General features: G+C 54.2%; 20 protein-coding genes and 1 other annotated feature. Of the genes, 2 read left to right on the forward strand and 18 right to left on the reverse strand.

All coding sequences use genetic code 11. The features are described 5' to 3' along the window. The 13 genes from OCH80_RS00735 to rplU all read right to left on the reverse strand — a co-directional run bounded on the left by OCH80_RS00735 (position 1) and on the right by rplU (position 11,192). Complete coding sequence (locus OCH80_RS00735; protein ID WP_404537121.1) at positions 1–1,614, reverse strand: peptide ABC transporter substrate-binding protein; 1,614 nt, start codon at positions 1,612–1,614, stop codon at positions 1–3. A 292-nt stretch (positions 1,615–1,906) separates the two neighbouring features. Then, a complete protein-coding gene (gene recN / locus OCH80_RS00740) occupies positions 1,907–3,595 on the reverse strand; it encodes a DNA repair protein RecN (RefSeq protein ID WP_404537123.1) in 1,689 nt (562 codons plus the stop codon). Positions 3,596–3,610: 15 nt separating this feature from the next. Beyond that, on the reverse strand, positions 3,611–4,426 hold the full coding sequence (locus OCH80_RS00745; RefSeq protein WP_154547784.1) for a TlyA family RNA methyltransferase: 816 nt from the start codon (positions 4,424–4,426) through the stop codon (positions 3,611–3,613). Next, positions 4,426–5,295: a polyprenyl synthetase family protein gene (locus OCH80_RS00750; RefSeq protein ID WP_154547782.1), complete on the reverse strand. Its 870-nt coding sequence runs from the start codon at positions 5,293–5,295 to the stop codon at positions 4,426–4,428. The genes OCH80_RS00745 and OCH80_RS00750 overlap by 1 nt, the downstream gene beginning before the upstream one ends. 9 nt (positions 5,296–5,304) lie before the next feature. After that, complete coding sequence (locus OCH80_RS00755; RefSeq protein WP_154547780.1) at positions 5,305–5,547, reverse strand: exodeoxyribonuclease VII small subunit; 243 nt, start codon at positions 5,545–5,547, stop codon at positions 5,305–5,307. Continuing rightward, positions 5,540–6,919 carry an exodeoxyribonuclease VII large subunit gene (gene xseA / locus OCH80_RS00760; RefSeq protein WP_154547778.1) on the reverse strand — a complete coding sequence of 460 codons (1,380 nt, stop codon included), beginning with the start codon at positions 6,917–6,919 and terminating at the stop codon, positions 5,540–5,542. The genes OCH80_RS00755 and xseA overlap by 8 nt, the downstream gene beginning before the upstream one ends. Then, on the reverse strand, positions 6,906–7,757 hold the full coding sequence (locus OCH80_RS00765; RefSeq protein ID WP_206988389.1) for a bifunctional methylenetetrahydrofolate dehydrogenase/methenyltetrahydrofolate cyclohydrolase: 852 nt from the start codon (positions 7,755–7,757) through the stop codon (positions 6,906–6,908). Before OCH80_RS00765 ends, xseA begins: the two co-directional genes overlap by 14 nt. Positions 7,758–7,809: 52 nt before the next feature. Continuing rightward, on the reverse strand, positions 7,810–8,208 hold the full coding sequence (gene nusB / locus OCH80_RS00770) for a transcription antitermination factor NusB (RefSeq protein ID WP_154547774.1): 399 nt from the start codon (positions 8,206–8,208) through the stop codon (positions 7,810–7,812). After that, positions 8,208–8,645, reverse strand: coding sequence for an Asp23/Gls24 family envelope stress response protein (locus tag OCH80_RS00775; RefSeq protein ID WP_206988391.1), 438 nt, complete (start codon positions 8,643–8,645; stop codon positions 8,208–8,210). The genes nusB and OCH80_RS00775 overlap by 1 nt, the downstream gene beginning before the upstream one ends. Positions 8,646–8,664: 19 nt before the next feature. Continuing rightward, positions 8,665–9,231 (reverse strand): elongation factor P, encoded by a 567-nt coding sequence (gene efp / locus OCH80_RS00780; protein WP_154547770.1) that lies wholly within the window; start codon positions 9,229–9,231, stop codon positions 8,665–8,667. A 69-nt stretch (positions 9,232–9,300) separates the two neighbouring features. After that, positions 9,301–10,407, reverse strand: a complete 1,107-nt coding sequence (locus OCH80_RS00785; protein ID WP_404537127.1) for a M24 family metallopeptidase — start codon at positions 10,405–10,407, stop codon at positions 9,301–9,303. 158 nt (positions 10,408–10,565) lie between these two features. Then, positions 10,566–10,865 carry a 50S ribosomal protein L27 gene (rpmA, locus tag OCH80_RS00790; protein WP_195837381.1) on the reverse strand — a complete coding sequence of 100 codons (300 nt, stop codon included), beginning with the start codon at positions 10,863–10,865 and terminating at the stop codon, positions 10,566–10,568. A gap of 15 nt (positions 10,866–10,880) precedes the next feature. Next, positions 10,881–11,192 carry a 50S ribosomal protein L21 gene (gene rplU, locus OCH80_RS00795; protein ID WP_154547766.1) on the reverse strand — a complete coding sequence of 104 codons (312 nt, stop codon included), beginning with the start codon at positions 11,190–11,192 and terminating at the stop codon, positions 10,881–10,883. 14 nt (positions 11,193–11,206) lie between these two features. Beyond that, positions 11,207–11,285: a sequence feature (ribosomal protein L21 leader region), on the reverse strand. Between the two features lie 160 nt (positions 11,286–11,445). Here rplU and OCH80_RS00800 point away from each other — a divergent pair. Both OCH80_RS00800 and OCH80_RS00805 read left to right on the forward strand, forming a co-directional pair. Next, a complete protein-coding gene (locus OCH80_RS00800; RefSeq protein ID WP_404537130.1) occupies positions 11,446–11,805 on the forward strand; it encodes an arsenate reductase family protein in 360 nt (119 codons plus the stop codon). A gap of 2 nt (positions 11,806–11,807) precedes the next feature. After that, positions 11,808–12,512 (forward strand): YjjG family noncanonical pyrimidine nucleotidase, encoded by a 705-nt coding sequence (locus OCH80_RS00805; protein WP_404537132.1) that lies wholly within the window; start codon positions 11,808–11,810, stop codon positions 12,510–12,512. Between the two features lie 63 nt (positions 12,513–12,575). Here the strand turns inward: OCH80_RS00805 and pcp are convergent, their stop codons facing one another. From pcp to OCH80_RS00830, 5 genes are all read right to left on the reverse strand, one after another. Next, positions 12,576–13,202: a pyroglutamyl-peptidase I gene (pcp, locus tag OCH80_RS00810; RefSeq protein WP_404537134.1), complete on the reverse strand. Its 627-nt coding sequence runs from the start codon at positions 13,200–13,202 to the stop codon at positions 12,576–12,578. 1 nt (position 13,203) lies between these two features. After that, a complete protein-coding gene (locus OCH80_RS00815; RefSeq protein WP_404537136.1) occupies positions 13,204–14,331 on the reverse strand; it encodes a trans-sulfuration enzyme family protein in 1,128 nt (375 codons plus the stop codon). Positions 14,332–14,373: 42 nt separating this feature from the next. Beyond that, positions 14,374–15,531, reverse strand: a complete 1,158-nt coding sequence (locus OCH80_RS00820) for a trans-sulfuration enzyme family protein (RefSeq protein WP_404537138.1) — start codon at positions 15,529–15,531, stop codon at positions 14,374–14,376. 422 nt (positions 15,532–15,953) lie between these two features. Continuing rightward, positions 15,954–16,658, reverse strand: a complete 705-nt coding sequence (locus tag OCH80_RS00825) for an ABC transporter ATP-binding protein (protein WP_154547801.1) — start codon at positions 16,656–16,658, stop codon at positions 15,954–15,956. Between the two features lie 13 nt (positions 16,659–16,671). Continuing rightward, entirely contained in the window at positions 16,672–17,448 is a 777-nt protein-coding gene (locus tag OCH80_RS00830; RefSeq protein WP_404537140.1) for an ABC transporter ATP-binding protein, read from the reverse strand. Positions 17,449–17,459 lie beyond the last annotated feature (11 nt).

Here is a 17,459-nt window from a genome sequence, read left to right on the forward strand (position 1 = left end):
TTATTTCACGTAAGCATACTTGAACTGCCAGCCACCCAAGTTGTCGTTGTAGACCGCGTGGATGTCCTTTCTGATCAGCCAGGCCGTGCTCATGTAGTACAAAGGCGTGATCCCTTCATCCTTCATCAGGATGCCTTCAGCCTTTTGCAGGTCGCTGATCCGCTGGCTGCTGGATGCGGTGGTCTTGGAATCGGCAATTAAAGCATCGTACTGGCTGCTCTTCCACTTCCCGTAGTTGCGGGTGTTGCCGCTGGTCAGCAGGTCCAGGAAGGAAATCGGGTCAGTAAAGTCGGCGATCCAGGTTGAAACCATGATGTCGAACTTGCCGGCTTCCCGCCGGGCCATCCGCGTCTTGAACGGAACCGTCACCGTGTCGACGTGGATGCCAGGCAAGGTCTGCTCCAGCTGGCTTTGCAAGGCTTCAACCGTCTTCTTGCCGGAGTCGGTGTCATCGGCCAGGATGCTGACCGAGATCTTGCTGGTCCCTAGTTCCGCCAGTCCTTGCTTGAAGTACTTCTTGGCCAGCTTTTTATCATACTTGTTGTAGACCGTGCTGGACTTGGCCACCCCACTGACGTAGTCCTTGCCGTTTACATAGAGCAGGTCAGCCGTCGTAAAGGTCTTGGCCGGCTGGTTGTTGCCGCCTAAAGTTGAGCACAGGCCCGCCCGGTCAACGGCCAAGGAAATGGCCTTTCTGATGTTGGCGTTGGCCAGGTTCTTGTCCTTTTGCAGGTTGTACTGCAGGTAGGCCGTCCCACCGCTGTTGATCAGGGTAAAGGCCGCGTTGTTTTTCAGCTGCTTGGTCTGGGAAGAGTCAAGCGACAAGGCGTCAAGCCGGTTGGACTGGTAAAGGTTGTAGGCCGTTGACGGCGTCTTCTGCACGCTCCAGCTGATCTTGGAGACTTTCACGTTCTTCTTGTCCCAGTAGTACTTGTTCTTGACCATCTTCCAGGACAAGTTAGACCCCGTCCAGCCCTTTTGCACGAAAGGCCCATTGTAGAGCATGTACTTTGAGGCCGTCCCGTACTTGTCCCCGTATTTCTTGACCGTCTTTTCCGATTGCGGGAAAAAGAGGGCAAAAGACATCAGGTGCTTGAAGTAAGGAATCCGCCGGTCCAGGCTGACGACCAGCTTGTAGTCCCCGTCCGCCTTCACGCCCAAGGAACTGACCGGCTTCTTGCCCGCCGTCACGGCCGCCGCGTTCTTGATGCCTTCAAACAGGTAGGCATATTCAGATGCCGTCTTGGGATCGCAGGTTCGGCGCCAGGAGTAAACAAAGTCCCTGGCCGTGACCGGACTGCCGTCACTCCACTTGGACTTGCGCAGGTAGAAGGTGTAGGTCCTCCCATCTTTGGACACGGTGCTCTTGGTGGCCAAGGCCGGCATCAGCTTCCCCTTCTTCCCCGTCCGGTACAAGCCTTCCATGGTGTTGCGCAGCTGGTCAAAGCTGACCGTATCTGAGGCCTTGGACATGTCGATGGTGGATATTTCCGCCCCCGTTGACCAGGAAAAGCTGTCCTTCTTCGCCGTGCTGGCGGACTTGCTCCCGCAGCCCCCCAGCAGAATTGCTGACAAAGCGCCAATGGCGCCAACTGCTAACTTTGAATAGCGCATTTTTGTTCCCTCTTTCACCTAGTGCCCGCTAAGCAGGCAGTCATTTAACTAGTCAATTTTGCTATGCTCCTCTTTTCTTGATTAAAATAATCTTAGAGTGAATTTAAGGAAATGTCAACGCTTGCAAGAGACTCGGAAAGTGATTCCTGCTAATTCAAGCAATTATTGATCTTTGGCTTTACTATTTGATTAATTTGCCGGGCTCTGCTTTTCTTTTTTATAAAAAATCGTTCTGAAACTTTTGCTTAGTTTCAGAGCGATTTGTTTTTCACGCGACTGCTTTATTTTCTTCTTAATTTTCAACCCGCTGACTGGTGATCAAGTCGGCGGCATTCTTTTCGGCCGCTTCCGTAACCCGGTTGCCGGCCATCATCGTGGCAATCATCTTCACGCTCTCAGCCTCATCCAGGGCCCTGACCTTGGTGAAGGTCTCCCCGTCTGCCACCTGCTTGCTGATGGCGAAGCGGTGGTCGGCGCTGGCTGCAACCTGCGGAGCGTGCGTGATGGCAATGACCTGCTTGTCCTGGGCGATGGCATGCATCTTCTTCCCGATGGCAGCGGCCACGCGGCCAGAGACCCCGGTGTCGATTTCATCAAAGACCATGGTCCCGACCGGCTCAACCTTGGAGAAGATGGACTTAAGGGCCAGGATCAGGCGGGACTGCTCACCGCCGGACACGATCTTGACCAGGGGCAGCAGCTCCTCGCCCGGGTTTGGCGCGATGTAGAAGGCCAATTCATCCGTCCCCTTGGCATTGTAGGTCGCGGACTTGGCAAAGTGCACGGAGAAGCGGGCCTTTTCCATGTAAAGGTCAGCCAATTCCTGCTTGATGTCGCGCTCCAGCCGCTGGCCGGTCTGCAGGCGCAGCTGGTGCAGCTTGGCCGCTTCATCATCAAGCTTTTCGGCCACTTGGGCGATCTGCTTCTTAAGTGCTTCTTCATCCAGGCCGCCGGTCTCAAACTGGCTGAGCTCTTTGGAAACCTTGCTGTAAAAGGCAAAAACGTCTTCCAGGCTGGGGCCGTACTTTTTCTTCAAATTGTTCAAGGTGTCCAAGCGGTCCTGGACAAACTGGTAGCGCTCCTCGTCAAATTCCATGCTGTCCATGATGTCGCCCAATTCACTTCTGGCATCGTTCAAGGAGTAGACGCCATCCGTAATAGACTGGGAAACGTTCTTGAAGTCCTTGTCCAGGTCAGCCAGCTCGTCCGCTGACCCCTGGGCATCCCCCAGAAGGGTTGACAGACCATGCTCATCGTCATCAAACAGCTGCATCAAGAAGCTGGCCTGCTGGGCGATCTTCTGGTAGTTGTTCAGCTTGTTGAATTCATCTTCCAGTTCCTGGTCTTCATTTGGATCTTCCAAATTGGCCTGGGTCAGCTCATCGACCTGAAACTGGAGGATGTCCTGCCTTTGCGCCAGCTCCTGGGCATCCTTTTGCAGGTGCGCCAGGCGGTCGGTCAGCTTGACCCAGACCTGGTAGTCAGCCTGGTACTTGACCAGCTCCTCTTTGAGCTCCTTGCCGGCATACTCATCCACCAGGTCAATCTGCCGTCTTTGGTCCATCAGCATCTGCTGGTCGTTTTGCCCGTGGATGTCGACCAAGTACTTGCCCATCTTGCCTAGGGCCGTGATCGTCGTCAGCTGGCCATTGATCCGGATGACGTTGCGCCCCTTGCTGGAGATTTCCCGGCTGATGATCAGATCGTCGCCATCCATTGGCAATCCGTATTCATCGGCGATTTCCGCCACCGCGGCCAGTTCTTCAGGCTTCAGGGTAAACAGGCCAGTCACGGTCGCCTTGCTTTGGCCGGAGCGGACCATTTCTTTTTGAGCCCGGTGGCCAAGCAGGAGGGACATGGCATCCATCATGATGGACTTGCCGGCCCCGGTCTCCCCGATCAAAACCGTCATTTGGGGCTGGAACTTGATCTTGAGATTTTTGATGATTGCGAAATTTTGAATGTCCAATTCAACAAGCATTGCTGCCTATCCTTTCTACAGGCCTTGGTCGGCCGCCGCGATCACGTCTTGGATCTGCCCGTCCCAGTAATTCACGCCGGGGTTGGCCAAATCCTTCTTCAAATGGATCAGGAACTCGATATTGCCTTTGCCGCCCTTGATTGGCGAATAGTCAATCCCCAAGACGTCAAAGCCGATCTTCAGGGCTGAGTCCATGGTATGGCGGATGACAGCCTCGTGCACCGCGTGGTCGCGGACGATCCCGTGCTTGCCGACGTTTTCCGGTCCGGCTTCAAACTGGGGCTTGATCAAGCAGACTGCCTCCCCCTGATCCTTCAGAATCTGGTACATTGGCGGCATGATCAGGTCCAGGGAAATAAAGGACACGTCGGTCATGGCAAAATCCGGCAGTCCCTGGGTAAAGTCGGCCGGCACTGAGTAGCGGAAGTTTTGCCGCTCCATGACCACCACCCGGGGATCATCGCGCAATTGCCAGGCCAGCTGGTTGTAGCCAACGTCCAAGGCGTAGACCAGCTTTGCCCCATTTTGCAGGGCCACGTCGGTAAAGCCGCCAGTTGAAGCGCCAATGTCCAGGCAGGTCTTGTCCTGTAAGTCGATGTCCCAGACCTTGACGGCCTTTTCCAGCTTAAAGCCGCCCCGGGAGACGTACTTCAAGCGATCCTGCTTGACGAAGAATTCCTCATCTTCCGGGAACTTTTCCCCGGCCTTGTCGATCCGCTGGTGGTTGTGGTCAGTGACCAGGCCCGCCATGATCGCCCGCTGGGCCTGAGATCTTGAGTTGAAAATACCTTTTGCCGCGAGCAATACGTCGGCACGTTCTTTTTTAGCCATTAAAGCACCTTCTGATACAGATCCAGGAAGCCCAAGAGGGCTTCCGCGCTTTCACCCGTCAAATCGCCTTGCGCCTGCTTGATCAAGTGGCGGAGGTCATTTCTGGTCTCGTCAACGCCCAGCATGGTCAAGGTGTTGTTCTTGCCCACTTCCTGGTCCTTGTGAGTGGCCTTGCCGGCTTCTTCCTGGCTTTCAACGACGTCGACCAGGTCGTCATAGATCTGGTAGGCCCGGCCAAAGTGCTTGGCAAAAGCCAGGTACTTCTCCTTGACCCCGCTTGGGGCTTGCCCGTAGACCGTGGCCATTTCCACGCTGGCCAGGATCAGGCAGCCGGTCTTGAGCCATTCCATCCGGTTGATGAATTCGGCATCATTGGCCACGGCCGCGTTGTTGGTTGAGTCGATGTCCAGGTACTGGCCGCCAACCATCCCATTTGGCCCCACGGCTTCAGTGATGATTTCCGCCAGCTCATAAGACCGGCTGCCTTGGGCGATCCACTTGATCCCCAAAGGCAAAAGGGCATCCCCGGCCAAGATGGCTTCCGCCTCGCCCCACTTCTTGTGGCTGGTCAGGCGGCCTCTTCTGTAATCGTCATTGTCCATGGCCGGCAGGTCATCATGAATCAAAGAGTAGGTATGGATCAGTTCAATCCCGCAGGCAATCCGCAATTCGCTTTCGCCGATTTCCCGGCCCAGGCTGTCCAGGGTCGCCAGAAAGAGCAAAGGCCGCAGGCGCTTGCCCCCGGCCATGACTGAATAAGCCATGATCTCGGCAATCTTTTGGTCATTGGTCTCCCCGTAGAGCTGCTTCTCCAAGAAGTCATTGATCAGCGGGGTGTACTTTGCTTGCAATTCTTTAAAAGTCGTCATTGTCTTCCCCTATTCCTTTGGCGCCGACGCGTCGGTTGGATCCAGCGGCTTTTCGTGGCCGTCGGCGTCAATCAGCTTGGCCACCGTGCTTTCAGCTGCCGTCAGCTGCTGCTTCAGGTCCTTGCTGATCTTTACCCCGGCTTGGAACTGGGTCAAGGCCTCATCCAGGGAAACCTGCCCATTCTCCAAGCTGGAGACGATCTGCTGCAGCTGCTGCAGCTCTTCTTCAAAATTGTTCTTTTTCTCAGCCATTTTCTTCTTCCTTTACTTCATCAATCGTTGCCTTGGCGCGTCCGTCCGCGAAGTGGATCTGGACCTGGCTGCCAGCCTGCAGCTGCTTAACGGAAACGATCATCTCATTGTCTTCATTCGTCGTATACGTGTAGCCCCGGCTTAGGGTCTGCAAGGGGCTAAAGTCATTCAGCTGCTGAACCAGCTGACCAAATTCGCTGCCCTTGCCCTCCAGCAGGTGCTTCATGGCCGTCACCAGGCGCTTGTCCAGGAAATCAGCCTGCTGAAGCAGCTGCATGACCCGCTTGTCAGGCGACTGGGCCTGCAGCCTTTGGGTCAGATTGCCTGCCCGCTGGCTGGCTCCCTGCAAGCGCAGCTTCATCAAGTCACCCATTCGCTGGGTGAGCATGTCGACCTGCTGGGCCTTTTGCTCATACAAGCGCTGGGGCTCGCGCATGACGACTGACGAGTCCAATCTTGCCAGGGCCTGCTTGCGGACCTCAATCACGGCGCGAATGCCGTGCAAAAGACGCGCCTGCAGCTGGGCCAGGTCAGTCAAGACGCTGGCCAGGTCAGGCGTGGCCAGTTCCGCAGCCGCGGTTGGGGTCGCGGCCCGGGCATCAGCGGCCAAATCGCACAAGGTCGTATCCGTTTCATGGCCAACCGAAGAAATGACTGGCATGTTCATGGCGTAGACCTGGCGCACGACGGCTTCTTCATTGAAAGGCCACAAGTCTTCCAGCGATCCGCCCCCCCGGCCAATGATCATCACGTCTACTTCGCTGCTTCTGGCCTGAATCTGCTGCATGGCCGCCACCAGACTGGCTGCGGCTTCCTCGCCCTGAACCTGGGCCGGATACAGGTCAATTTCCGCGTGCGGAAAGCGGCGGTTGGCCGTAACCATGATATCGTGGATGACCGCCCCGGAAGCCGAAGTAACCACGGCAATCTTGTCCGGGAAAAGCGGCAGGCGGCGTTTGTGATCGGGATTGAACAGGCCTTCGCTGCTCAGCTTCTTCTGCAGCTGCAGGAAGCGTTCATACAAGGCCCCAAGGCCGGCCGGCTCCATGGTGCGGGCATAAAACTGGTAGCTGCCCTGCACTTCATAGGTCGACACGCGCCCCGTCAGGTAGACCTTCATTCCCTCTTCTGGCTCAAACTTGACCTTTTCAAAGTCATTCCGAAACATGACCACGTTGATCTTGGCGTGGTCGTCCTTTAATGAAAAATACTGGTGTCCTCCCCGCCGGTAGCGGAAGTTGGACAGTTCACCCTGCAAAAAGACCTGGTGGAGAAAGTGGTCCTTGTCAAATTTTTGCCGGATGTACCAGTTTAAATCAGAGACGGTCAGGTACTTTTGCTCCCCTGGCCCTGTTTGCTTAATCGAGTCCATGCTGTCTCCTCGTCAACTTGATGACTTCTTCCATCAGAAATTCAACCGTGAGGGGACCGACGCCGCCAGGAACCGGCGTGATCCAGCTGGCCTTGTCCTTGACCTGGTCAAAGTCCACGTCGCCCATCAGCTGGCCATCTACCCGGTTGATCCCGACGTCGATGACCACCGCTCCTTCTTTGACCATCTCGGCTTTGATCATGTGGGGCTTGCCCACGGCTGATACCAGAATATCAGCCCGGCGGGTCAATTCGCCCAGGTCGCGCGTGTGCGAGTGCAAGATGGACACGGAAGCATTTCTTTCCAGCATCAATGCCGCCAAAGGCTTGCCCACGATATTGGAGCGGCCGACGATCACGGCATTCTTCCCGTTCAGATCAATTTGGTAGTGGTCCAAGAGGGCAATGATCCCCGCCGCGGTCGCTGGCTCAACGAAATGCTTGCCCATCCACAAGCGGCCAATATTGGCTGGCGTCAAGCCATCAACGTCCTTTTCCGGATCGATGCGCTCAATCACCTTGTCGACGTCAATCTGGTCGGGCACGGGCAACTGCACCATCAAGCCCGCGACTTCCGCATCGGCGTTGAGGCGGTCGATCAGCCTTAAGACGTCCTCTTCGCTCTCGTCTTCCGGCAGTTGGTAGACCACCTGCTTGATGCCGATCTTTTCGGCTTTCTTTCGCTTAGAGCGGACATAGACCTTGCTGGCTGGGTCCTCCCCTATATTAATTACACAAAATTTTGGATTTATGCCGTGGCTTTTTAAAGAATTCGTTTCTTCAGCCAAATTCCGGCCCAAATGCTGGGCCAAGGCTTTTCCATCTAAGATCTTTCCCAAGTTTTGCAGGTCTCCTTAACAAAAAAAGCCGGCAAAAATGCCGGCTTCCAAATTATTCTTGCACAAAATTTGCCAATAAGCCATTGATAAACGGCTTTGATTTCGGATCATCAAATTCATCGCACAGGTTCAATGCTTCATTGATCGCGGACTTGTCTTCGATGACTGTGCTGTGCAGCATTTCATAAAGAGCCACTTCCAAAATGGCCAGCGTGGTTTTGCTCAAACGTTCGATCCGCCAGCCTTGCTTCAGCTTGGAGGAGATCTTCTCGCGCAATTCGCCTTGGCAGGCAATCACGCCGGCGATCAGTTCCTTGCTGTAGTCTGGCAAGGCCTTGAGGTCCAGGGCAGACGCCACGCTCTGCTCAAGCTCCTCCACGCTCAGGCCTGGGTCTTGGTTGTACAGGTAAATGGCTTGCAGTGCAATCTTGCGACTTTGGTGTTGATTCATTACTTAGCTTCTTCTTCTTGATCAGGAAACAGTGGTTGATCGTCATCTTCGAAATTATGTTCATCTTCTGGGAAGACGAGACCAACAACGTGAACATTGATTGACTTCAAATTCATGTCGGTCATTTGCGCCAATTGCTGCTTGAGAGCTTCTTGGATCTTAGCAGCAACTGAAGGAACGTTTACGCCATACTTGAGGTAAACGTAGACATCAGCGGTCAAATCACCGTTTTCGTCAACCGTTACGCTAACGCCCTTGCCCCGATCTTCACGGCCCAGCACCCGGTTCAAGCCTGACTTCAGGCCGCCCCGCATGCCGGCAACGCCATCAACCTTCTTGGCTGAAATGCCCAGAATTACTTCCAGGACCGTCAAGTCAATCTTGATTTGGTCGCCATCGTCGTTGCCGCTTAAAACAATCGTAGAATTATCAGCCATTTTTCCACCTCAAAAAATCTTACTTAGCACGTGATACGTATGAACCATCACTAGTGTTGATCGTCAAAACGTCACCAACATTGATGAAGAATGGCACATTGACAACCAGCCCAGTTTCCATCGTAGCTGGCTTGCCACCACCGGAAGAGGTATCGCCGCGGATGCCTGGTTCGGTGTCAACGACTTCCAGGTCAACCGTGTTTGGCAGGTCGATCCCCAAAGTCTCGCCGTTGTGAGAAATTACGTTCACAACCATGTTTTCCTTAAGATACTTGGCTTCGTCAGTAATTTGGGCGTTTGGCACTTCCAATTGCTCGTAAGTGTTGGTATCCATGAAGACATAGCTTGCGCCGTCGTTGTACAGGTATTGCATTTCCCGGGTTTGAATGTCAGCAGTTTCCACCTTAGCCGTTGAACGGAAAGTGTATTCCTGAGTCGCGCCGGTCCGCAGACTCTTCAGCTTTGAACGGACAAAGGCGCTGCCCTTGCCTGGCTTAACGTGCTGGAATTCAACGATACGCCACAGATCGTTGTTGTATTCGATCGTCAGGCCGTTCTTGAATTCGTTAACAGAAATCATTGTCATCTGAAAATCCCCCATTTCTACATAATAAATTGTACCAATAAAGACTTGTTTTGACCACAAAAACTAATTCTAGAGGTGAATCAGTTCGTCCTTCGGCAGCGTCGTCAAGACTTCTGGCGTGTCGCCGTTGACCAAGATGTCATCTTCAATCCGGACCCCGCCTTCTGGCAGGTAGATGCCCGGTTCAACGGTATGCACGATGCCGTTTTCCAAGGTCGTGTCCCGGAAGAGAAAGGCTGGCTGGCACATTTCGTGAATTTCCAGACCAATCCCATGACCGATGCCGTGGCCAAAGTATTGACCATAGCCTTGCTCGTTGATGTAGCCGCGGGCCGCCTGGTCGACGTCCTTGCCCGTGTTCCCCGCCTTGGCCGCGGCAATCCCGCGGCGCTGGGCTTCATGGACGATCTTGTAGATCTTTTCCAGTTCTGGAGAAACGGAGCCGATCGCGTAGGTTCTGGTAATGTCGGCTGTATAGCCGTTGTAGGCGGCAGCGGCATCGATCACGACCAGTTCATGCTCTTGCATCAGCTTGTCGCTGGCTACCCCGTGGGCCCATGATGACCGGTAGCCTGAGGCCACGATTGAATCGTAGCCTGGGCCATCCCCGCCGTTAAGCTTGAAGAGGTAGTCAAGTTTAGCGCCTACGTCGCGCTCTTTGGCACCTGGCTTAATCAGCGGCAGAATGCCTTCAAAGGCAATCTGGGAAATCTCCACGGCCTTGCGCAAGGTGGCCAGTTCCAGGTCATCCTTGACATTGCGGACGCGTTCAACGATTTCGGCCGCCATGACCAGATCTACTTCCGGCAGCAGCTCCTTGATGGCCGCGAATTCGTAGGCTGAAACGAATTCAGCTTCCACTAAGACCTTCTTGGCCCCGGTAGCTTTGATCTGTTCGGCAATTTCGGCTGCTTCATGGCCGTGCTTCATAATGACGGTCAGTTCACCGACTGCCTGGCTCTTGATCTGCGGAGCAAAGCGGGAGTCGGACAGCAAAATCCGGTCGCCGTCTTTGGTCAGGATCAATTGCGCTTCTTCACCAGTAAAATTGGTCAAATAGCGATAGTTGGCCCGGTTGAAGACCAGCAAGGCATCGGCAGCTTGTTCTTTGATCAGTTCAGTCGTCTTGGCGATTCTGCGCGTCAAGAGGCTGAGCAGTTCTTCGTTTTTTGACATAAGCACCATCCTTTTATGAGATTTTCGTGATGCTTCTATTATACAAAAAATCGCTTACCACCGCTCGCCTGACTTGCAAAAGTCGTGATAAGTTTTTGCGATCCAAAAGAAAAAGCAGGCAGCTCTTGTGCTTCCTGCTCTTTGGTTGGCTGTTTAAATTATTCAGCGTCTTCTTCTGGCAAGACAGAAACTTGCTTCTTGTATTTGCCAAGACGTTCAAACTTAACAACGCCGGTAGTCAATGCGAACAAAGTGTCGTCGCCACCGCGGCCAACGTTCTTGCCTGGGTGGATCTTAGTACCGCGTTGACGGTAGATGATAGCACCGGCGTTTACAAGTTGACCGTCAGCGCGCTTTGCGCCCAAACGACGACCAGCTGAGTTACGACCGTTGGCAGTTGAACCACCACCCTTGTGGTGGGCGAGTAACTTTGCGTTTGAAAGAATGTTCATCATCATAGTGTTCACCTCTTACTAAGCTTCGATGCTCTTGACAGTAACCTTGGTGTAAGGTTGACGGTGACCGTACTTAGAGTGTGAGTGCTTCTTTGGCTTGTACTTGAAGGTTACGACCTTCTTTTCCTTGCCTTGCTTGTCTACAGAAGCAACAACCTTAGCACCTTCTACCAATGGAGTACCGACCTTAACGTCTTCACCATTGGCAACCAGGATTACTTGGTCAAAAACAACTTCTTCGCCAGCTTGAACGTCAAGCTTTTCAACGAAGATACTTTCGCCTTCGGCAACCTTGTATTGCTTGCCACCGGTCTTAATAACTGCGTACATTAGTACACCTCCGTGTAAATACTTAGACTCGCCATCAAAGGTGCCGCGGATTTCGCGGTCTTGCAAACCTCTTCTGTGCGGTTGCAGAATCGAGGTATCTCTCAAATTGCAACGTTCATAGTATAGCACGGGCAAGGGAATAAACTCAAGCTTTTTCTCTAAGTATATTGCTATTTTTTCCCAGCAAAATGCTATAAAATGGAAGGGTCAGAAGCTGCAGCCACGGCTGCAATATTAAGGAAAGGATTCCTTCATGAAGAAATTTTACGGCTACAAGCGCTGCTCCACTTCCAGGAAAGCCCAGAAGTGGCTGGACGAGCACGGAGTTGAATATGAGTTTCAAGATCTGGTAGCAAAGCCACCGGCCAAGGCTGACCTGGTCAAATGGCTGACCAAGTACCAGGACCGGGGCCTGCGCTACTTCTTTAACACCAGCGGCCAGCACTACCGGCAGCTGGGCTTAAAAGACAAGATCAAGGACATGACGATTGCTGAAGCCGCCGACATGATGGCCAAAGACGGCAAATTAATCAAGCGGCCGCTCTTGGTTGACGATAACCGCCTGACCTGTGGCTTTAAAGAAGCCGTTTACGAGGAGACCTGGAAGAAGTAACCATGGACGAACGCAAAATCTACACGCACTTTCTTTTTGACCTGGATGACACGATTTTTGACTTCCCAGCCGCGGAGCTGCACGGACTGGAGAAGGTCTACGCGGCTTTGGACATGAAGCTGAGCCATGAGGACCACCAGCACTACACTGCCTTCAACAAGGAGCTCTGGGATGACATCGATGCCGGCCGCTTGACCCGTGACGAGATGCAGGCCCGCCGCTTTCCAGAATTCTTCCAGAACGAATATGGCTTGCAGCTGGAAAACAATGCCGAGCTGGTCAAGATCTACCAGCAGGGCCTGGCTGAAAGCCATGAGCTCTTGCCCAACGCGGCCAAGGTCATCCGCCGCCTGCACCAGCAAGGCCACTACCTGGCAATTGTTTCCAACGGCCTGCTCAAGGTCCAGCAGGCCAAGCTGGCCGACGTGGGGCTCTTAGACTGCTTCAATGACCTGTTCATTTCCCGGGAGATCGGCCACATGAAGCCAAACCCGGAATTTTTTGAATACGTCCTGGCCCACTCCAAGTGCAACACCGCCAACACCCTGGTCATCGGCGACTCGCTTAAGACTGACATGCTGGGTGCCAAGCGGGCGGGATTGGACTCCGTCTGGTACAACCGCCACAAGCGGCCAAACCAGACCCTGGTCCACCCGACCTATACGATCAGCGACCTGCTTGAGCTGGAAGAAATCGTGAATGGCTAGACAACAACTGAATTTCCAAAAATAAAAGCTTTGGCGAAAACTCGTCAAAGCTTTTAATCTGCCCTAATTTTCGACAATCACGGCAATTGCCGCTTCCAGGCCCTTGACGATGGTTGCCAATGCCATTGACGGCGAGTTGGGCCGGCGGGTCACCTGTTCAGGAACGAACGGCACGTGAATAAAGCCGGCTTTAAGCTGGGGGAATTCCTGCTCGCGCAAGTATTGCACCTGATACATCAGGTGGTTGCAGACAAAAGTTCCAGCCGTAGTTGAAACCTTGGCCGGCACGCCTGCCTTCCGCATGGCACTCACCAGCTTCTTGACCGGAAACTGGGTAAAGTAGGCTGCTTGCCCGTCTGCCTGGATCACCTGCTCGACTGGCTGCTGGCCGGCATTGTCGGGAACGCCCGCGTCGTCATAGTTGATCGCGACCAGTTCCGGCGTCAGGCAGGCCCGGCCGCCGGCCTGGCCCACGCACAAGACGCAGTCAGGCTGCTCCTTGATGATGGCCTCCCGGACGACTTGCGCTGACCGGCCAAAAACGGTCGGCACTTCCAGCTTGATCACGGCCGCGCCGCTGATCTCATCTGGCAGCTGGAAGACCGCCTGGCTGGCCGGATTGACTTTCTGCCCGTCAAAAGGGTCAAAGCCGGTGACCAGGATTTTCTTTGTTTCGCTCGTATTAGCCATTTTAGTCCCCCAATGCCTGCCGCAAGTCGGCAATCAAGTCATCCGGATCCTCCAGGCCAACCGACAAGCGCAAGAGCTTGGTCGTGATCCCCAGGCGGACGCGCTGGTCTGCTTCCACGTCATCGTGGGTCTGGTAGTAGGGAATGGTGATCAGGCTTTCCGCCCCGCCCAGACTTTCCGCGAAAGTGATCACCTTGACGCTGTTCAAGACCCGCTCGACTTCTGCCTCGCTGTCCAAGTAGAAGGAGATCATGCCGGCCTTGCCAGGATACAGGACTTTTTCCACGTGCGGGGCGGTTTCCAGGAACTTGGCGATCTTCTTGGCGCTGGCGGTATGCTGCTTCATTCTTAGCGGCAGGGTCTTCAAGCTTCTGGTCAGCAGCCAGGCATCAAAGTTGGACATGGTATCGCCGACCGTGATCGTGAACTGGAAGTAGTCATCTGCCAGCTTTTCATCCTTGACGACCACGATTCCGCCCAAGATATCGTTGTGCCCGCCCAGGTACTTGGTGGCTGAATGAATGACTACGTCAGCGCCCTCCGTCAGTGGCTTTTGGTAATAAGGCGTGTAAAAAGTATTGTCGACCGCGACGATAATGTCCTTGTTGTAGGCGTGAACGGCAGCAGCGATCTGCTGGATGTCCAGTTTCTTCATGGTTGGATTGGACGGGGTTTCCAGCCAGACGATCCGGGTCTTCTCGTTCAACAGATTGACCAAATCCGCCACTTTCCGTCCGTCCCACTGCTTGAAAATTACGCCGTAGTGACTTTCAACGTGGCGGAAGTAGCGGAAGTCGCCGCCGTAAAGGTCATCCAAAGAAACCAGCTCATCGCCCGTGTGCAGGACGCTCAAGACCAGCTGGATGGCCGCCATCCCGCTGGCCACGGCAAAGCCCTGGCAGCCCTCTTCCAAAGCGGCCAAGGTTTCTTCAACCACCTTGCGATTGGGCGCTTCAACCCGAGAGTAAGTGTAGCCCCGCAAGCGGTCAAAAGTTATTGCCTGCTGCAAATCCGGATGGCGGTAGCAAGCCGACAGATAGATCGGCTGGGAGACGGGGTTGGCCCCGTCCTTGATTGAGCCGGCTTCGGCCACGATCGTTTCAAACGCGCGCTTGTCTTTTTCAGTCATTGTGCTCTCCTATTTCCTAATAATCTGTAAAAAACATTTCCATTAGCGTGCCAGCTTGGCTTTATCCAAGGCCTGCTTGATGTCGCTCAGCAGGTCGCTGGCGTCTTCAATGCCGACTGAGAAGCGGATCAAACCCGGCTTGATCCCCGCGGCCAGCTGCTCTTTTGGCGAAAGCTCAGCATGGCTCATCTTGCTTGGCAGCTCAACCAGGCTTTCCACTGCGCCCAGGCTGACGGCCAGAGCAAAAATTTCCAGGGAGTTGACGAAGACGACCGGATCATAGACTTGATCGTCCAATTCACAAGAGAAGACACCGCCAGCGCCAGCTGCTTCCTGCTTGAGCTCGGCATAGCCGGCCAGGTCCGGGTCGCCTGGATAGTAGACCTTGGCAATCCCTGGCAGCTTCTTGAAGAAGTCCACCAGCTTCAAGACGTTCTCCTGCTGGCGGTCCAGACGAATGGCCAGGGTTTTGATCCCGCGGCCCAGCTCATTTGAGTCTTCCGGCGACAAGATGCCGCCGATCGCGTTCTGCACGAAGTAGACCCGCTTGGCCAAGTCCTGGCCCTTGACGATCACGGCCCCGGCACTGACGTCTGAGTGGCCGGACAGGTACTTGGTAGCTGAATGCACGACGATGTCCGCCCCATACTTGAGGGGGTTGAGCAGGTAAGGACTGAGAAAAGTGTTGTCAACGATCGTCAGCAGGCCATGCTTTTGGGCCACTTCGGCAATCCCCTTGACTGGCGTTACCTGCAGCAAGGGATTGGTGACCGGCTCAAAGTAGATGGCCTTGGTGTTGGCCTGGATGGCCCCTTCGACCGCGCTTAGGTCTCTGGTGTCAACCGCGGTCAGCTCAAGTCCCCAGTCCTCAAAAAACTGGTGGAGAATTCTGAAGGTCCCCCCATAGATCTGATCGCCCACGATAATGTGGTCGCCGGCTTTAAAGATGGCCAAGGCGGCATGAATCGCCGCCATGCCTGAGCCAAAAAGAAAGGCCGCGTCTCCGCCTTCCAGATTGGCCAGCTGCTCTTCCACCGCTTGTCTGGTCGGGTTGCCCGAGCGGGAGTAGTCGTACTTCACCGGCGCCCCGATTTTAGGGTAGCGGAAGGTCGTGGCTTTATAGATCGGCACCGTCACTGAACCAGTCTCGTCTTCACTTTCAATTGGCACATGAACCAAGCGCGTATTGAAGCCCTGCATGTAAATCCTCCATTCATTAAAAAAGTCCCTAGGCCACTGGCCTAGGGACGAATCATCGCGTTACCACCCTTGTTTGCCGGATATGACTTGAAAGCACAAAAACTAATGCAAAAATCCCAGTCAGACCGGCCTCAGCATCCAGATGAATGCTTGAGAGGATAACGTCTCCTAACGGGCAAGCAGCCGGCAGACCCCTTGCCATAGCTCCGAGCTCATCTTCAAAAGAAGTCCCCTCCCGCCTTCTCACCAGCAGCGGTCACTGTTGAGGCAGCTTCTTCCTACTCTTCTCATCAACGCTTAAACTATTTTAATTTAAAACTCATTATACTGGCTTTTTCCAACTTCTTCAAGCAATAGTTAGCATTTTGCCCAGCAAAAACGCCAGGCGAGATGCCTGGCGTTTGTTTTTAACTGATTTGCTGCTAACCGCCCAGGTATGCCTTTTGGACGGCTGGGTCATTGAGCAGGTCATGGCCGGTCCCGGACATCTTGACTTCCCCAGAAGCCAGAACGTAGCCGCGATCCGCGATTGACAGGGCCTGCCGCGCGTTTTGCTCAATCAAGAGCACGGTCATGCCTTCCTTGTTGATGCTCTTGACGATATCGAAAATTTCTTGAATGTAGATTGGCGCCAGCCCCATTGACGGCTCATCCAGCAAAAGGACCTTTGGCCGGGCCATCAAGGCTCTGGCCATGGCCAGCATCTGCTGCTCACCACCGGAAAGGGTCGCCGCGTCCTGCTTAAGCCGCTCTTTCAGGATCGGGAAGCGCTTGAACATGGCTTCCATGTCCTTTTCAATCCCGTCCTTGTCCTTTCTCAGGTAGGCCCCCAGCTGGAGGTTTTCCTTGACGGTCATCCCCGCAAAAATCCGCCGGCCTTCAGGGACCTGGGAGATTCCTTCCGCCACGATCTTTGGGGCGCTCATCTTGGCAATGGACCGGCCTTCAAACAGGATATCGCCGCTGGCTGGGTGCAAAAGACCGGAAACGGTCTTCAAAATCGTTGACTTGCCGGCACCGTTGGCCCCGATCAAAGTGACGATTTCCCCCTTCTTCAAGTCGAAGCTGACGTCACGGACGGCCTTGATGGCCCCGTAGTTGACTGACAGATGGTCGACTTTAAGCATGGTTTCTGCTGTTTCAGGCATTTGTTCCACCTCCGAGGTATGCGTTGATGACGTCTGGGTTGTTTTGAATTTCCTGAGGCGTCCCTTCGGCCAGAAGCTTGCCTTCCGCCAAAACGTAGATTCTTTCCGCCAGCTTCATGACCAGCGACATGTCGTGCTCGATCAACAGGACGGCAATCCCGTATTCAGTCTGGATCTTCTTGATCAGCTTGGTCAAGTCGGCCGTTTCTTCCGGGTTCATCCCGGCTGCTGGCTCGTCCAGGCAGATGATCTTCGGGTTGGTGGCCAGGGCGCGGACGATTTCCACCTTCCGCTGAACCCCGTAAGGCAGGTTGCCGGCTGGGAAATACATTACGTCTTCCAGTTCAAAGTCCTTCAACAGGCGCTTGGCATGCTCTTCCATGGAAGCTTCCGTCTTGTAGAAGCTTGGCAGACGCAGGACTGCCGTGAAAAAGCCTTCCTTGTATTGGTTGGTCAAGGCAATCAGGACGTTTTCCAAGACTGATAGTTCTGAGAACAGTCTGATGTTCTGGAAGGTCCGGGAAATTCCCATTTGGGCTACCTTGTAAGCCTTGGTGTTTTTCTTGACCTCATAGCCACCGATGGTAACCGTGCCTGAGGTTGCTGGCGCGACGCCAGTCAAGCAGTTGAAGAAGGTCGTCTTGCCCGCCCCGTTGGGGCCGATCAAGGCCACCAATTCCTTGGCGTCAACGTGGAGAGAAACGTCGTCAACTGCAGTCAAACCGCCGAACACTTTGGTAATATGCTCTGCGTTCAATGCTTTGGTCATGCTTCTGCCTC

Origin of the sequence: Lactobacillus sp. 23-2 (assembly GCF_044902225.1) — a bacterium.
Lineage (GTDB): Bacteria > Bacillota > Bacilli > Lactobacillales > Lactobacillaceae > Lactobacillus > Lactobacillus absianus.

What these genes read in the sequence shown, in the direction of transcription:
- OCH80_RS00735 (WP_404537121.1), bottom strand. Translation starts at nt 1,614, where the DNA reads ATGCGCTATTCAAAGTTAGCAGTTGGCGCCATTGGCGCTTTGTCAGCA.
- recN (WP_404537123.1), bottom strand. Translation starts at nt 3,595, where the DNA reads ATGCTTGTTGAATTGGACATTCAAAATTTCGCAATCATCAAAAATCTC.
- OCH80_RS00745 (WP_154547784.1), bottom strand. Translation starts at nt 4,426, where the DNA reads ATGGCTAAAAAAGAACGTGCCGACGTATTGCTCGCGGCAAAAGGTATT.
- OCH80_RS00750 (WP_154547782.1), bottom strand. Translation starts at nt 5,295, where the DNA reads ATGACGACTTTTAAAGAATTGCAAGCAAAGTACACCCCGCTGATCAAT.
- OCH80_RS00755 (WP_154547780.1), bottom strand. Translation starts at nt 5,547, where the DNA reads ATGGCTGAGAAAAAGAACAATTTTGAAGAAGAGCTGCAGCAGCTGCAG.
- xseA (WP_154547778.1), bottom strand. Translation starts at nt 6,919, where the DNA reads ATGGACTCGATTAAGCAAACAGGGCCAGGGGAGCAAAAGTACCTGACC.
- nusB (WP_154547774.1), bottom strand. Translation starts at nt 8,208, where the DNA reads ATGAATCAACACCAAAGTCGCAAGATTGCACTGCAAGCCATTTACCTG.
- OCH80_RS00775 (WP_206988391.1), bottom strand. Translation starts at nt 8,645, where the DNA reads ATGGCTGATAATTCTACGATTGTTTTAAGCGGCAACGACGATGGCGAC.
- efp (WP_154547770.1), bottom strand. Translation starts at nt 9,231, where the DNA reads ATGACAATGATTTCTGTTAACGAATTCAAGAACGGCCTGACGATCGAA.
- OCH80_RS00785 (WP_404537127.1), bottom strand. Translation starts at nt 10,407, where the DNA reads ATGTCAAAAAACGAAGAACTGCTCAGCCTCTTGACGCGCAGAATCGCC.
- rpmA (WP_195837381.1), bottom strand. Translation starts at nt 10,865, where the DNA reads ATGATGATGAACATTCTTTCAAACGCAAAGTTACTCGCCCACCACAAG.
- rplU (WP_154547766.1), bottom strand. Translation starts at nt 11,192, where the DNA reads ATGTACGCAGTTATTAAGACCGGTGGCAAGCAATACAAGGTTGCCGAA.
- OCH80_RS00800 (WP_404537130.1), top strand. Translation starts at nt 11,446, where the DNA reads ATGAAGAAATTTTACGGCTACAAGCGCTGCTCCACTTCCAGGAAAGCC.
- OCH80_RS00805 (WP_404537132.1), top strand. Translation starts at nt 11,808, where the DNA reads ATGGACGAACGCAAAATCTACACGCACTTTCTTTTTGACCTGGATGAC.
- pcp (WP_404537134.1), bottom strand. Translation starts at nt 13,202, where the DNA reads ATGGCTAATACGAGCGAAACAAAGAAAATCCTGGTCACCGGCTTTGAC.
- OCH80_RS00815 (WP_404537136.1), bottom strand. Translation starts at nt 14,331, where the DNA reads ATGACTGAAAAAGACAAGCGCGCGTTTGAAACGATCGTGGCCGAAGCC.
- OCH80_RS00820 (WP_404537138.1), bottom strand. Translation starts at nt 15,531, where the DNA reads ATGCAGGGCTTCAATACGCGCTTGGTTCATGTGCCAATTGAAAGTGAA.
- OCH80_RS00825 (WP_154547801.1), bottom strand. Translation starts at nt 16,658, where the DNA reads ATGCTTAAAGTCGACCATCTGTCAGTCAACTACGGGGCCATCAAGGCC.
- OCH80_RS00830 (WP_404537140.1), bottom strand. Translation starts at nt 17,448, where the DNA reads ATGACCAAAGCATTGAACGCAGAGCATATTACCAAAGTGTTCGGCGGT.